Below are 15,806 nucleotides of genomic sequence, written 5' to 3' on the forward strand. Positions count from 1 at the left end.
CCGTCAGCATCTCCAAGCGCTACAAGATATCCCCTGTCGTCAAATCGCTCATATGCGCCGTCATCCTGAGTGATAACATAGCCGCCTGTGAGTTTTTCAAGAAGTCCCGGTTCACCCTGAGTTTCGAAATAAAGGTCTTTGTCATATACATCATCAATCTTTTTATACTCGCCTTTACTTCCGTCAGACTTTTCTATAGTTATTTTTCCGTCTTCTTCCACAATGCGCTTTTCAAAGGTATGCTTCCAGCCTTTTCCGAGACGTCCGCCCTTTTTATCCATTGCATTATAGAATCTTCCAAACGAAAGAGGATATTTACCTCCAAGTTCAATGTCAACATGCTCATTTATGTAATTTCCGCTGCACATGTTTACAGGGTCATATTTAAGAATCGTACTGAGCACGTTCTTACCGAGTTTATCTACAAAACTTCCTGAACCCTGTGCTCTGTTTACGCTGTCCTCAAGGAAATCACCAAGCCTTTCGATAACGCCCATCTCAATGTTTCCGTCACCATTTACAAGCATACCCTTGCAACTTCTAAGCTCTTCGATCTCCTGTTTTAATTTACCTATTTTATAAGGAAAACTAATCGCTGAAATCTTTGCAGACTGCTGATTATCGAAGTTGGTGAACCTGTTAATAAGGTCAAGGATCATTCCGTCTTTTGATGCATTTCCACAAAGATTACCGTAAGCATTTGATGCCATAAAGAAGTCATATTCATCACAGTTTCCGTACTTACTTCCAAACCTGCTGTGAATATTATCCTTTAAACACTCCATGCCGGTTGCCCATGTTTTATAAGTAGAAGCACAGCCGTGAAGTTCTATGTTAAGTCCTTCAAGAACGATCGTGCTTATCTTGGCATCATCAGCTTCATCAACAGCAGCTTTAAAGCCTTTTACATAATCCGTAAGAAGCGCTCTAAAATCCCTTTCAATCCTTAGTATTTCATCAAGCTTTGCCTGCTCAACTGTTCCTACAAGGAGTTTTGCCTTATCAGCACTCTTTCCTTCCCAGTTTGCTTCACCTGTAAAGCTGTCCTGCGCTTTCTTATGAGCTGCAGCTTTTTCTTCATATTCATCAATAGCAGAAAAAAGGTCACTTATGTAAGCATTGAATTCCGCCATGTTTATCCATTTATTTTCCATAAGTATTAACCCTCTTCCCTATCTATTTTTGCGGCAATATCAATATCTGTTTCAACTATCTTGCCGGTACTTTTATCTAAAAGTGTTGCAGTATCGATACTTACAACATCCTTATATGTTGCTGTCAGATCTTTCTGCCTTTCAGCTATGTATTTGATCATGTGGAGTGAGGCATCTTCGCCGATAAGTCCGGCTTTTGCCAATGCAGAATCTTTAATCTCAAGAACGTTTGCAGAATTTTTAACCTCTGAAATAAGCGCATCTACCGCCTTTTTCCCCAACTGTATCTTTTCACCTTTACCACTCATTGTTTACCATCCCCGTTATCCTTAATTTTAAGACTGTTCACGTTCACGCTCTCGCTCGCGCTCACGTGCACGCCGTTCCTCTTCTTCAATTCTTTCTATCTCAGCTTCAAGCTCTGAAATCTGAGACTCAGCTTCTCTTATCATCTTATCTATGGCACTTCTAAGCCGCGTACACTCGCCCTTTGCTCCGTCCATTCTAAAAACGCAGACGTTCTTAGCCTTAACTGCGTTCTGCTCGTTAACGCCAATCCACTCGCCTGCTCTGCTTAAATCTATTCCATCAAGTGTATCTTTCTGGGTCTCAATCTGTCTGATATAGCCATCGATAACTGTCTGTTTCTCCCTCATTGCTCTGATATCTTCTCTGATTTTTTCAATCTTTCTTCTGCAATCCCCGATTCTACTCACTATAACCTCCAACACTATATTGTTACACGTTTTTTCACACAGCAAATATGCTATATGCAAGTGTGTCAATCATCTTTGTGAATATTTATTTTTAATTTTTCACAAAGTTTTACAAGGGTATTATCACATAATCCAAACAAGTTGTAAATCAAAAATAGTACGACCATCAAATACATCATATTGTATCACAATGTTTGATTTTTTGTAGACAGCCCTGCCCCAAAGCCACCCGTTTAGAAATGCAGAATTTTCACCGTGAGGCAATAAGGCGGATTTTCGCAGTATTTAAGTATGTTGCCATATTCAAGAGCATAAAAAGACTTAAGTTTTCATTCTGTTCTCGCTCCAACTGTTTGAGCCCATTTATGGGCGAGTTTTGGAGCGAAGAATGAAAACTTAAGTCTTTTTATGCCTTGAATATCAACATGCGCAACAACAAGAAAATCCGCCTTATTGCCTCACGGTGAAAACAAACACCTCCAACGGATGTCTCCGGGGCCGGGCGTAACAAAAGGCTGTAACACATGTGCTACAGCCTTTTCTATATTATACACATAATATGTGCACACTTTCGCAAATCTTATTACTCAGCTGCGGGCTCTTCAGCTTCTGCATCAGCTGAAACATCAGTGTCTACGATGCTGTTGTCTTCTGTAAGGCCGCCCTGCTCCATGCTAACCTCTTCCTCTACAGTCTCATCTGCTTCGAAATCTCCGCCTGTAGCTCCGCCACATCCTGTAGCCAATACAACTGCTGTCATAACCCCAATAAAACTTACCATTCTCTTTTTCATACTAAACATCCTTTCCTATATGCGTTCATATATAACTGTTAACTTTTGTGTTACATCATAATTGAATTATACCGTATTTCACGCAAATGTCAAATCATATTTGTTAACTTTTTATTGTCTTTTATTGTGATATAATAAGGTTTATCAAAATCACGTGAGGTACGATAGATGCTATACATAATGAGGCACGGCAAGACAGAATGGAACAAAATCGAGAAACTTCAGGGAAGTGTCGATATTCCGCTTAACGCCGAGGGAATCCGCGCAGCACGCGAATCCCACGATAAATATAAGGAAATAAAGTTTGACATCTGCTATTGCTCCCCACTTATCAGAGCAAAAAAGACAGCCGAGATTTTTCTTGAGGGAACAGGCACCCAAATTGTTACAGACGATCGGTTAAAAGAAATGTCTTTTGGGGAATTTGAAGGATCTGTTGGCTATTTTAACAATCCGGAAAATCCTATAAGTAAACTTTTTACAGATCCCGAAAGTTATACTTCTGTCGGAGGATCTGAAAGTTTTGAGCACCTTTCGGAAAGAACACTCTCTTTTCTAAACGAGATAGCCTATCCGCTTCATGAAGAAGGCAAGTCCGTACTTATAGTCTGTCACGGCGCTTTGGGATGCAGTATCATCTCACATATCAAAAATACTCCCGTTGCTGATTTCTGGGACAACCTCATGGGAAACTGTGAGCTTGTAAAGCTATTGTAAATCCGTTACCCTCCTCTAACATTTTTTGATAGTAAAAAAGCATTATTTGAACTAGACCATTTACGATTGTTAGTGTATGCTAACACATATAGCAACTCAAATAATGATTATAGGAGGTTAGGAAATGGGCGAAATATTTAAGGGAATTCCCGAAATCAAATTCGAGGGAAAAGACAGCAAAAACAAATTTGCATTTAAATACTACGATCCCAAAAGAGTAATTATGGGCAAGACAATGGAGGAACATCTTCCATTTGCCATGGCTTGGTGGCACAACCTTGGAGCTAACGGCGTTGACATGTTTGGTAGAGGAACTGCCGACAAGTCTTTCGGTTCTTCCGAAGAAGGAACAATGGAGCACGCAAAAGCTAAGGTTGATGCAGGTTTTGAATTCATGAAGAAGCTTGGTATCAAGTACTTCTGTTTCCATGATGTCGACCTTGTTCCTGAAGCAGATGACATCAACGAGACAAACAGACGTCTTGATGAGATTTCAGATTATATCCTTGAAAAAATGAAGGGCACAGACATCAAGTGCTTGTGGGGAACAGCCAATATGTTCAGTAATCCCCGTTTCATGTGCGGCGCAGGAAGCACAAACTCAGCTGACGTATTCTGCTTTGCAGCAGCTCAGGTTAAAAAAGCTCTCGACATCACAGTAAAGCTCGGTGGAAGAGGCTATGTATTCTGGGGTGGACGTGAAGGTTACGAAACACTTCTTAATACAGACGTTAAATTCGAGCAGGAAAACATTGCAAAACTTATGCATATGGCTGTTGATTACGGCAGAAGCATCGGATTTAAGGGTGATTTCTATATCGAGCCCAAGCCGAAGGAGCCCATGAAGCATCAGTATGATTTCGACGCTGCTACAGCAATCGGATTCCTTCGTCAGTACGGTCTTGATAAAGACTTCAAGATGAATATCGAGGCAAACCATGCAACACTTGCTCAGCATACATTCCAGCACGAGCTCAGAATCAGTGCAATAAACGGTATGCTTGGTTCAGTTGATGCCAACCAGGGCGATCCGCTCCTTGGATGGGATACAGACGAATTCCCTTGCAATGTATATGACACAACAATGGCTATGTACGAAGTGCTTAAAGCCGGCGGACTCACAGGTGGATTCAACTTTGACTCCAAGAACAGACGTCCCAGCTATACATTTGAGGATATGTTCTATGCATTCATACTCGGAATGGATACATTTGCACTTGGACTTATTAAAGCAGCGGAACTCATTGAGGACGGTCGCATCGATGACTTTATCAAAGAGCGTTATCAGAGTTTCGAATCAGGAATCGGTAAAAAGATCCGTGATAACAGCGTAGATCTTAAAGAACTTTCAGACTATGCTCTTAACATGAAAGCTCCTAAGCTTCCTATCTCAGGAAGACAGGAATACCTTGAAAGCGTTGTAAACAACGTTCTCTTCAAGGGATAATATCATAACAGTATTTTCCATACAAATTAAGAAGCCTTAGCTCCGATAAAAGAGCTAAGGCTTCTTATTTACACACGCTTACGCGCGATCCTTATTCAATCTCTATAGATTAAGCGAAAGGATTCTCTGTAGGGTAAGGAAGAGATGCAGGCTGGTTGTAGCCGATTGTCTCTGCTCCGATGTACTTAAATACCTCATAGAGAGCCTTTCCGAAGTGACCGAATGCTACAGCGCCGTGGTGAGGGAAGTTACCCTCGATAAGTACGTGTCTGTAGAATCTGCCCATCTCAGGAATAGCGAATACACCGATACCACCGAATGACTTAGTCGCAACAGGAAGAACCTCTCCCTCTGCAACATATGTACGAAGGTGATTGTCTGATGTGCTCTGAAGTCTGAAGAATGTGATATTTCCGGGTGCGATATCTCCCTCAAGAGTTCCCTGTGTAACTTCTTCAGGAAGGTTTCTAGCCATAATTCTCTGGAACTTCATCTCGCAGCTTGAAAGCTTGCTTGTGCATGTATTTCCGCAGTGGAAGCCCATGAATGTATCTGTGTGCTTGTAATCGAACTTGCCCTTGATGCTATCGTTGTACATATCCTCAGGAACTGAGTTGTTGATATCAAGAAGAGTAACTGAATCGTTACTTACGCAAGTTCCGATGAACTCACTGATTGCTCCGTAGATATCTACCTCACATGATACAGGAATTCCGCGTCCTGTAAGTCTTGAGTTTACATAGCAAGGAACGAAACCAAACTGTGTCTGGAATGCAGGCCAGCACTTTCCAGCGATAGCTACATACTTCTTGTAGCCTCTGTGCTCCTCAACCCAGTCAAGAAGTGTAAGCTCATACTGAGCAAGCTTCTCAAGAATCTCAGGCTTCTTGTTACCTGCGCCAAGATCTTTCTCCATGTCCTTAACAACATCAGGAATTCTCTTGTCGCCTGCGTGCTTGTTGAAGCTCTCGAAGAGGTCAAGCTCTGAGTTCTCTTCGATTTCTGCACCAAGGTTATAAATCTGCTGAATAGGTGCGTTACAAGCAAGGAAGTTCATAGGTCTGGGACCAAAGCTGATGATCTTGAGATCACGAAGTCCTGCGATTGCTCTTGCGATAGGCACAAACTCGTTGATCATCTTAGCGCATCCTTCTGCTGTTCCAACAGGATACTCAGGAATATATGCTTTTACATTACGAAGGTGGAGGTTGTAGCTTGCGTTAAGCATTCCGCAGTAAGCATCTCCTCTTCCATCGATAAGATCATTCTGTGACTCCTCAGCTGCTGCACAGAACATGATAGGTCCATCAAAGTGCTTAGCAAGAAGTGTCTCTGAAATTTCAGGTCCGAAGTTTCCAAGATATACGCAAAGTGCGTTACATCCTGCCTTCTTGATATCCTCAAGAGCATTTACCATGTCGATCTCGCTCTCGATGATACAGATAGGACACTCATAAACGTCCTTATCGTTGAAATTCTTTTTGTAAGCCTCCATTACGGCTTTTCTTCTGTTTACTGCAAGTGATGCAGGGAAGCAGTCACGGCTAACTGCAACCAGTCCGATTTTTACCTCTGGTATATTAATCATAGAAATCCCCTTTCTTTGCGCTTTCGCGCGATACCTTCATTTTTCTTTATTTAAAAGGTGAACCGCTCATAAAAAATTGCCGGTTTTTTATTATCGAGTCGGTCCCCATAAAGAACTGCCCTTTTATTATACACTTTTACAAACGTTTAGTATAATAAATCATTTATTAAATCGTTACTTCTTTAGAAACGCACTTGTGTCCCGTAAGCTCTTCTGAACGGTTGTCAGGCTGCATTGTTCCTGCAAAAATATCGAACTTCTTTGAGAAGATCTTTCTGTTTCCGTCATTATCAACGGATGTAAATGCCTTTGCATCAACAGCTATTGTAACTTTCTGCTCGCTGCCCGCTTCAACATGTACTCTCTTGAATCCGCAGAGACAAGCGTTGGGAATTGCAAGCTCGAATTCCTTATCCTTTATGTAGAGCTGTACAACATCGTCTGTTGCCATCTTACCGTTGTTAGAAACGGTAACTGTAACTTCAGCGCCTTCAAGCTCTCCGTTTGCTGCCTTCTTAAGCTCAACGTTCATATCTGTAACAACGCAGTCGCCGTATGTAAGGCCGTATCCAAAAGGATAAAGAGGTGTTCCCTCAAAGTATCTGTATGTTCTGTTCTTCATTGAGTAATCCCTGAAATCAGGAAGCTCTTCTGAAGAATAATAGAATGTAACAGGAAGTTTTCCTGAAGGAGAAACATCACCGAAGAGAATATCGGCAACATCTTTTCCTCCGAGAGCTCCTGGATACCATGCCTGAATAACTGCGCTGGCGTCATCTTCCGCTCTCTTAAGGTTGATTGCACTACCTGACATATTTATTACGATTGTAGGCTTGCCACACTCAAGTACTGAGCTGATAAGCTGTCTCTGAGGCATAGGAAGATTAAGATTGAGCTTATCTCCCGAAGCGAACTGGTTACCTGTATCACCCTCTTCGCCCTCAAGTGTCTCATCAAGACCTACTACAACAACTACTACATCTGAATAATCAGCAACTGCCTGAGCCTCAGCAATTCTGTCCGATCCGTTTGGATCTGAAAGTGCACTGGCATTTGCCTGCCACAAATGGCTTCCCTCTGAGTAAAGAACTCTCACATCATCGCCGACTTTGTCCTGAATTCCTTCAAGAACAGTGATGTATCTTGATGATACACCGTGGTAGTTACCGATAAGTGAAGATCTTGAATCAGCATTCGGTCCAACTACACCGATAGTCTTGATCTTGCTCTTATCAAGAGGAAGAATACCATCGTTCTTAAGAAGTACGATACTCTCCTTTGCTGCCTTATGTGCTGCCTCAAGGTGCTCTTTGCACTCAACAACAGTGTAAGGAATCTCATCGTATTCTGTCTTATCAAACATTCCGAGAAGGAATCTTGTTGTGAACAGTCTCTCACAAGATGTTGTGATAGTCTCCTCATCAATAAGTCCCGCTCTGTAAGCGTTCATAAGTTTCTGATATGTACATCCGCAGTTAAGGTCACATCCAAGATCAAGAGCAAGTTTAACTGACTCTTCGGGTGTTCCCGTAACCTTGTGATTCTCATGGAAGTCTCTGACTGCCCAGCAATCGGAAACGAAATGTCCCTGGAATCCCCATTTATCTCTTAAGATATCAACCATAAGAGGTTTATTTGCACAGCAAGGCTCATCGTTTGTTCTGTTGTATGCGCCCATTACTGCCTCTACATCAGCTTCTTTTACGCAAGCTTCAAATGCGGGAAGATATGTCTCCTCGAGATCTTTTGCGGAAGCTTTTGCATTGAAATAGTGTCTCTCTGCCTCGGGACCTGAGTGAACCGCAAAGTGCTTTGCACATGCAGCAACCTTCATATACTCACCATCACCCTGCATTCCCTTGATAAAAGGAACTGCAAGAGTACTTGTAAGGAAAGGATCCTCACCGTATGTCTCATGTCCGCGTCCCCATCTGGGATCTCTGAAGATATTTACGTTGGGAGCCCAAAATGTAAGTCCCTTATAAATATCTCTGTCACCGCGCTTAGACTGTTCATTGTACTTAGCACGACCTTCAATGGCGATTATCTCACCGATGCAGCCCATAAGCTCTTCATCAAATGCTGCCGCAAGTCCGATTGCCTGCGGGAACATTGTTGCCGTGCCTGCACGTGCAACGCCGTGAAGCGCCTCATTCCACCAGTTATAAGCAGGAACTCCAAGTCTTTCGATCGCGGGGGCATCATAACGAAGCTGGCCGGCCTTCTCTTCAACGGTCATTTTCGCTACGAGTTCTTTGGCTCTTTTTCTTGCTTCTGTTCTATCCATTCATTCACCTCAAATATTTATCTCATTTATACTTTTCCGATAATATGTATAAACATTGTACTTTTGTTCCATATACTATTCCTATCATTTAGTGCTTTTTTTATCTTGAAATTTGCTTAGAACAATTCGGACAAAACAAAACAGAGACGGGGCTGCGCAGTAACACGCATCCTGTCTCTGTTTCATTATTTATTGCTATTTTAACTGTTTAATTATCAGTCAAGATTCTCTTTGTCGCCGTGGATAGACTCCCATTTAGCTTTTCTCTCATCAATGATAGCCTGTCCGCCTGCTGAAAGATATTCCTGCATACCCTGATCGAATACTTTCTCAAAGTCTGCTGTAGGAGCAACGATTGCCTGATCGATGATCTGGTCTCTCTTCTGTGAAAGAGGATCGCCCATTCCTGTCTCAGCTTCAATTGATCCGATGTGATATGACTTAGCTGCACGATCGTCAGTCTTAGCAATCTTGTCAGCTGCCTCAACAAGTGCAGGATCTACTCCGGCATAGCTGTATGCAAGTGACTTCTCTGTAAGCTCGGGATCTACAAGCTTAAGTCCGTTTGTTGTGATTGTGTAGTCAATGTTCATTCCTGAGTTCTGAATGTCATTTCCTGTTGCTGCGATAATTGAAATCACGCCGCCTTCACCAACTTCATGTGTAACGCCCTCATCACCGATCTGGAGATACTGGATGTTCTCAGGTGTGCTGATCCAGTCAAGGTAAAGAAGTGATGCAAGGATATTGTCATTTGTTGCAGGGAAGAAGATCTTACGGTCTACAGGACCTGAGATCCACTTTGTATGTGTTCCGTTCTTATCCTGGAAAGGGTCGATAGCGATGAACTGAGCCTCATCTCCGCCAAATTTCTTGATGTTTGCTTCGATTGAGTTCTCACCGTCTCTGAAAGGGTAATCCCAGTTATGTGTGAATGCACCAACATAGCCGGCTTTGATAAGATCATCCTCTGTCTTGTCTCCTGCTCCGTAAAGCGCGAAATCTTTCCAGATAAGGCCTTCATTATACCACTTATTAAGAAGTGAAAATCCTTCCTTAACACCGGGAATTGTAAATCCTCTGTCATCAAAGCTGTTTACATAGTACTCTTTGTCTGACATCTTAGGATCTGCAAATGACATTGTAAGAGTTTTTGCTCTGTAACCTGCATCATAGCTGATTGAATAAGGAATCATCTTAGATGCATCTGCTCCGAGAAGAGTATCTGCATTGTCTCTGAATGCGCAAAGTACTTTGTAGAAATCTTCTGTTGTCTTAGGAACTTCAAGATTAAGTTTCTTGAGCCAGTCTTCTCTGATGAATGTGTTTACATCGTTCTGGTTCTCACGAACAGCTTCGATATCCCAGATTGCATTTGTCTCAGGATTCTGATCCCAGTAAATATTTGTTTCACCGAGGTGCTTCCAAAGATTGGGAAGAAGCTCTTTATTAGCTTCAAGTGCATCCTTCATATCAACAATACCGCCCATGTTTCCATAAGTCTCGATTGTTGCAATATCGTATGTAACGCATACATCAGGTGCGTTATTTGCTGCAAGAAGGTTACTGATCTGCTCAACCTCTGTCCAACGAGGAACTGCTACGAACTCAACTTCTACGTTGTATTTATCAAGCATTCCCTTCTTGATGTAGTCTGTGTACTTGTTGTTTACAGGATCTGATCCGCCGTCGTTACCACGGTCATAAACCTCAACAGTAATGTGCTGAGTTTCAGCAAACTTGCCATCTGCGCCAAGTGCTGAAGCATCTGCTGCACCGCCTCCGTTTGACGCACTGCCATTATCTGACTTAGCGCCGCAACCTACTGCCATTACCATCATCATAGCAGCAAGCATAAGTGATACCACTCTCTTTTTCATACTAACCCTCCTTAAAAAATTGGTTTGCATTTATTCTTTTACCGCGCCGACCATAACTCCGGACATGAAGTACTTCTGGAGTCTGGGGTATACGCACAGTATAGGAACCGTTGAGAACATAACAATCGCAGCCTTCAGAGCTTCTGAAAGACCGGGTGATGAGAAACCTTCCTGTGTAGCAACTTCAACGCTGTTTACATTATTAAGAATGTTGTACAAAAGAAGCTGCAAAGGATACCATTTGCTTCCGCCGGGGCCGCTCAAATACATAAGAGCATCTGAGTATCCGTTCCAACGACCTACCGCATAGAAAAGAGCAAGTGTTGCAAGAACAGGCTTAGAAAGCGGAATATAAATACTTGCAAGTATTCTAAAGAATGATGCTCCGTCAATCTGTGCAGATTCGCGCAAACTTTCAGGTATTCCATAGAAGAAACTTCTCATAATTATCATGTTGTAAACCGACAAGCATCCCGGAAGGATAAGTACCAGAGGCTTGTTCAAAAGTCCCAAACTCTGCATAAGGAGGTAGTTCGGGATTGTTCCTGCGTTAAAGAACATTGTGATAGTGATAAAGATATTGATAACACTACGTCCCTTAAGTTCGGAATAAATCAAAGGATATGCACATGCTGCTGTCATAACAAGTGAAACAACCGTGCAGATAAGTGTCAAAATTACTGTCCAGATAAAGGACTTAATATATTTAGGATCCGTAAGGACCATCTGATATGCATTGATGTTGATGTCAACAGGTAAAAGATATACCTCGTGCTTGATAAGCGCATCTGTTGAGCTGAGCGATCTTGCCAGCAAGTTGATCATCGGAATGATACATATCAAACTTATTACTACGCAAATTGCGGCGATAACATAATCGCTGATATAATGCTTAGGTTTATGCATTGATGTTCTCCTCTCTTTTACCAAATACCACGTTCTCCAAGCTTTCTGGAAATTGTATTAGCCAGAAGCAGGAATACTACTCCTACAACAGACTGGAAGAATCCAACCGCAGTGGTAAGAGAGAACTGTAAGCCCTTGATACCATGTGAGTAAATATATGTAGGAAGAACTTCTGCCCATGAAATAACAAGGTTGTTTCTGAGTGCAAAAGGTCTGTCAAATGTTCCGCCAAGGATATTACCGATCTGCATAATAAGAAGCAGAACGATAGTAGATCTGATTCCGGGTAATGTAATGTGCCAGATCTTGCTGAGTCTGCCTGCACCGTCAACTGATGCTGCTTCGTAAAGCTCGTTGTTGATACCGGCGATAGCGGCAAGATAAACAATTGAGTTCCATCCAAAACTCTGCCAAGCTCCCAAGAATACGTATGTCCATACCCAGTGTCCCGCATCATTGAGGAAAGGAACCGTCTGTCCTCCAAGCTTCGTAATAACCATGTTTACAAGACCTGTAGAAGGAGTAAACAACTGAAGCGCCAATCCATAGATAATAACCCATGAAAGGAAATGCGGCATGTACGCAATAGTCTGAACCACATTCTTGAACTTCTTAAAGCACAATTCATTAAGTAGAAGTGCAAAAATGATCGGAATCGGGAAACCGATGGCAAGATCGAGAAGGTTAAGCACCAATGTGTTTCTGAGTGCCCTTCTGAAATCGCTGTCCGAAAATGCCTGGATGAAATACTGGAATCCATGATTTGCGGCAACTTTCTGTTTCCAAATACTCTCAACAATACTGTACTTCTTAAAAGCGATCTGAATATAGACCATAGGAATGTACTTGAAGATAAGCAAGTACAACATAGGTAGCGCAAGCAACAAATAAAGCTGCCAATAGCGCTTAAAATAGATACTTACCGGTTTGCGTTCCACCGGTGCGTCACTTTTAATTTTGCTCATAAATTTCTCCCTAAATTAAAAAAAATTGCACAACTTGTATAATAATTCTACTTATCACTTTGTGCTAAATCTTATCAAATAATGCTTTTTTCATCTCGATATTTGCGACGTGAAAGAGGTTACATTCCGCTATTTTACTGGCATTTTTAGCAATTGACATAGTTGTTGTTTTTATTGCAAAACTTGCTATATTTCCATTTTGAACAATGTATTTTTATGCATGCAAATTGCATAAAAATAGCATAGCGCAATCTTTTTATGCATAAATAAAGAAATCACACTATGCCATTTAAAATTTTATTTCAATGAAACCGCCTATTTATCGGCTTTTTCGCAATTTCATTACTTAATAAATTTTTCTGCCCTGCTCATCGGCGATATCACTCTTTCTATAGAAGTAAGAGTTAACCTGGTCTCTCCACTCTTTTGCATTGGCAACCTGAAGCTCAAATCTCGCAGCAACCCTTGCAAATACATCGGGATCCACAAAATCCTTGAGTGAATTCCAATCTTCGGCAAGCTTCTCAGCTCCATCTTCTCCCTCGAAGTGAGAATCATAGATGTACTGGATAAGAGTCTTTCCGCTCTTAAGCTTCCATGTATACGGAATATGATGGAAAAAAAGAAGCAGCTCTTCGGGACATTTCTCGGGATCGTTATATGCTGATGCGTTTGGCTCATAATACTGCTGAGCATATCCTGTTCCCTTATCGGATCTGTCAACACCGATTCCCTTGTGGTCAGCTCTGTGATATGTACCCCATCTTGAATACTCATATCCATCAACGCTTGGTCCGTAATGTACATGGGGAGTTACCATCCATCCGATTCCGAGAGGTGATGTGTATTTCTCATAGATGTCTCTTGATCTCATAAGCATATCAACGAGCTTATCCTCTGATGCTTTGTCCATATCAAATGTAAGTGCAACCCACTCTCTTGCGATCTCATCCGCACCAAGTTCGGTATTATATGCAAGTCTTCCGAAACCATAAAGGTTTGCAGCCGCAAGATCGTTTCCCGTCCAGTTGAAATCGTTTCCTGTATTTATTACCGCTGCCATTCCCGCAAGCTTATTGCCCATCATTCTTCCGCTTACGACATCGGCAACCGTATCGTTCTTCTCACTGCAATATGTACGGAACTCAAGAACTTCCTTGAACATAGGCATGAGATAACAAAGATCTATCTGATGTCCCGTGTACTCCTGTGCTATCTGAACTTCAAGAAGCTGATTTGTCTTGGTAAGTCCGCCAAGAAGAGGAGAAATAGGCTCTCTTATCTGGAAATCCATAGGACCGTTCTTGATCTGAAGGATTACATTGTCGTGGTACTCTCCGTCAAAGTCCTTGAAGTAGTCATATCCTGCTCTTGCTCTGTCAGTCTTGTAATCTCTCCAATCCTGAGTGCAGTTGTAAACAAAGCATCTCCAGATGATTATTCCGCCGTAAGGAGCAACAGCATCAGCAAGCATATTTGCTCCGTCCGCCTGTGTTCTTCCGTATGTGAACGGGCCGGGTCTTCCCTCTGAATCTGCCTTTACGAGATATCCGCCAAATCCGGGAAGCTTTTCAAATACTTCTTTCGACTTAGCCTGCCACCATGCGATAACGCCTTCATCAAGCGGATCGCATACTTCAAGTCCGCCAAGCTCTATAGGAGCCGCGAAGTTGATCGAGAGGTAAAGCTTGATTCCGTAATCTGCAAATACATCCTGGAGCTCTTTTACCTTATCAAAAAATCTATCTGTGATAAGATAAGTAGCCGCACCCTTAACGTTAACGTTGTTGATGACAATTCCGTTTATTCCGACACTGGCCATGAAACGTGCATAGTCAACGGTTCTCTCATTTATATACATTTCATCGTTCTCAAAAAAGAATGATTCTCCCGAATATCCTCTTTCAATGCTTCCATCCATGTTGTCCCAGTGGTTCATCATTCTGAGAGGATTGGAAGGAGCTGCTTCTTCGCTAATCTCTTCAACAGCCACTCTTGCACCGAGCTTTCTGAGGATTGCGAAAACGCCATAGATAACACCATTCTCATCAGATGCCTTAAGTGTGATTCCACTCTTTTCACCTTTTACCAAATAGCCTTCCTCTGCTATATTTGCATCCTTTGCAATCTCAAGAACATAGACATCACCGTCATTCTCTGTTATGTCCGCATCAAAATATCCCTTGATCCCTGTTGCAAATTCACCTATCGCGCTCTTAACAACGCGATCTTCCTTGGAAAAGTCATTGCATACGATCTTCCAATTCTTGTTGTCTTTGGATATTGGGTGATATCCAAGCCACATCTGTGACCAGTTCTGTGTTTTCATAAAAAATGTTACCTTTCCTTTTAAAAATCTTTCTTCTATTTTTTATAGTAAAATGCTAAAATTAATCTCGTAGTATTTGTTATACCGTTTTTAGGAGTTATCCATATGATACAAGACATAAATGAAAAGGCGAGAGAAGATATCATCTACGACACCCTTAAAGGCGTCCTTCTGTATCACAATACCCTTGCCAAATATCCCATACACTGGCACAACGACGTGGAGATTATTTTGCTCTTATCAGGAACACTTAGGATAAAGTTCCATAATGACAAATCCACTATTGTTAACTGTGCGCCCGGCGACCTTATAATGATCGCACCGGGAACGCTTCACGAGTACATTTCCGAATCTAACGGAGGAGAAAAGCTTATCCTTCTCTTCGATATCGGTGGTTACTCTCAGATTTCCGCGCTCGTACCGCTCCTAAAAACACTTCCGCCTTATGTCCACATAAAGCAGACCGAACATCCCATCGAGACCGCCAAGCTTCAGAACTATTTCTGGGAAATTGACAGGCTCTACGGTGAAAGCGATGAATTCCTGAAAATATCCGTATACTCTCTTGTTACGCTTATCTTGGCGCAGATCGGAAGCATGCACCCCAATGAAAAAAAGCAGGTGCCCGATTCCGCAGATCCTCAGCGCAAAAATATCGACAAGATTGTTTCTGTTACAAACTATATCGATTCGCACAGATCTGACGACCTCACGGTTGAGCAGCTCGCTGAACTTGCAGGCTTTTCCAAATTCCATTTTGAAAGGCTTTTCAAAAACTATATGGGTATTTCCTGCTATCAGTACATCACTAAGCGCAGAATCCTCATGGCTCAGGAGCTTCTCGGCGATACAAACATGTCTATCATGGATATCGCGCTCCAGTCCGGCTTCTTTAGCCTTTCAACATTTAACCGAGTGTTCAAAGACATAAACAAGTGCTCTCCAACCGAGTTTAGAAAGCTTTACCGAACCGGTGCGGATCTCACAGGAAAAGAAGCCGCTCCAACAAAAAAGAAATAGGCTC

The 15,806-nt window shown here is 42.1% G+C and carries 13 protein-coding genes; 3 read left to right on the top strand and 10 right to left on the bottom strand.

The genetic code is table 11. The annotated features are described in order from the left end of the window. The 4 genes from BM398_RS16410 to BM398_RS16425 form a co-directional block, all read right to left on the bottom strand. On the bottom strand, positions 1-1,154 hold a 1,154-nt coding region (locus BM398_RS16410; RefSeq protein ID WP_139233847.1), incomplete at its 3' end, for a DUF6531 domain-containing protein. A 5-nt stretch (positions 1,155-1,159) separates the two neighbouring features. Further along, positions 1,160-1,462, bottom strand: coding sequence for a hypothetical protein (locus BM398_RS16415; protein WP_092339327.1), 303 nt, complete (start codon positions 1,460-1,462; stop codon positions 1,160-1,162). A 27-nt stretch (positions 1,463-1,489) separates the two neighbouring features. Continuing rightward, positions 1,490-1,870 (bottom strand): hypothetical protein, encoded by a 381-nt coding sequence (locus tag BM398_RS16420; protein ID WP_175531997.1) that lies wholly within the window; start codon positions 1,868-1,870, stop codon positions 1,490-1,492. Positions 1,871-2,453: 583 nt separating this feature from the next. Continuing rightward, the gene (locus tag BM398_RS16425) at positions 2,454-2,663 is read right to left on the bottom strand and encodes a hypothetical protein (protein ID WP_027209398.1); all 210 of its coding nucleotides are present in this window, start codon (positions 2,661-2,663) and stop codon (positions 2,454-2,456) included. 168 nt (positions 2,664-2,831) lie between these two features. Between BM398_RS16425 and BM398_RS16430 the strand changes: the two genes are divergently transcribed. Then, entirely contained in the window at positions 2,832-3,380 is a 549-nt protein-coding gene (locus tag BM398_RS16430; RefSeq protein WP_092339331.1) for a histidine phosphatase family protein, read from the top strand. A gap of 124 nt (positions 3,381-3,504) precedes the next feature. Beyond that, positions 3,505-4,827: a xylose isomerase gene (gene xylA, locus BM398_RS16435; protein ID WP_092339333.1), complete on the top strand. Its 1,323-nt coding sequence runs from the start codon at positions 3,505-3,507 to the stop codon at positions 4,825-4,827. A gap of 109 nt (positions 4,828-4,936) precedes the next feature. On the opposite strand, the gene BM398_RS16440 is transcribed toward xylA, so the two are convergent. From BM398_RS16440 to BM398_RS16465, 6 genes are all read right to left on the bottom strand, one after another. Further along, positions 4,937-6,415, bottom strand: a complete 1,479-nt coding sequence (locus BM398_RS16440) for an L-fucose/L-arabinose isomerase family protein (RefSeq protein WP_026668433.1) — start codon at positions 6,413-6,415, stop codon at positions 4,937-4,939. A gap of 166 nt (positions 6,416-6,581) precedes the next feature. Continuing rightward, on the bottom strand, positions 6,582-8,702 hold the full coding sequence (locus tag BM398_RS16445; protein WP_092339335.1) for a glycoside hydrolase family 3 C-terminal domain-containing protein: 2,121 nt from the start codon (positions 8,700-8,702) through the stop codon (positions 6,582-6,584). 215 nt (positions 8,703-8,917) lie between these two features. Continuing rightward, a complete protein-coding gene (locus tag BM398_RS16450; RefSeq protein ID WP_092339337.1) occupies positions 8,918-10,582 on the bottom strand; it encodes an extracellular solute-binding protein in 1,665 nt (554 codons plus the stop codon). A gap of 30 nt (positions 10,583-10,612) precedes the next feature. Then, complete coding sequence (locus BM398_RS16455) at positions 10,613-11,488, bottom strand: carbohydrate ABC transporter permease (RefSeq protein WP_092339359.1); 876 nt, start codon at positions 11,486-11,488, stop codon at positions 10,613-10,615. Between the two features lie 17 nt (positions 11,489-11,505). Further along, a complete protein-coding gene (locus BM398_RS16460; protein ID WP_092339339.1) occupies positions 11,506-12,453 on the bottom strand; it encodes an ABC transporter permease in 948 nt (315 codons plus the stop codon). Between the two features lie 346 nt (positions 12,454-12,799). After that, positions 12,800-14,782 carry an alpha-glucuronidase gene (locus BM398_RS16465; protein ID WP_092339341.1) on the bottom strand — a complete coding sequence of 661 codons (1,983 nt, stop codon included), beginning with the start codon at positions 14,780-14,782 and terminating at the stop codon, positions 12,800-12,802. A 105-nt stretch (positions 14,783-14,887) separates the two neighbouring features. Between BM398_RS16465 and BM398_RS16470 the strand changes: the two genes are divergently transcribed. Continuing rightward, complete coding sequence (locus BM398_RS16470) at positions 14,888-15,802, top strand: AraC family transcriptional regulator (protein ID WP_026668429.1); 915 nt, start codon at positions 14,888-14,890, stop codon at positions 15,800-15,802. Positions 15,803-15,806 lie beyond the last annotated feature (4 nt).

Origin of the sequence: Butyrivibrio sp. M55 (assembly GCF_900116865.1) — a bacterium.
Classification (GTDB): Bacteria; Bacillota; Clostridia; order Lachnospirales; family Lachnospiraceae; genus Butyrivibrio.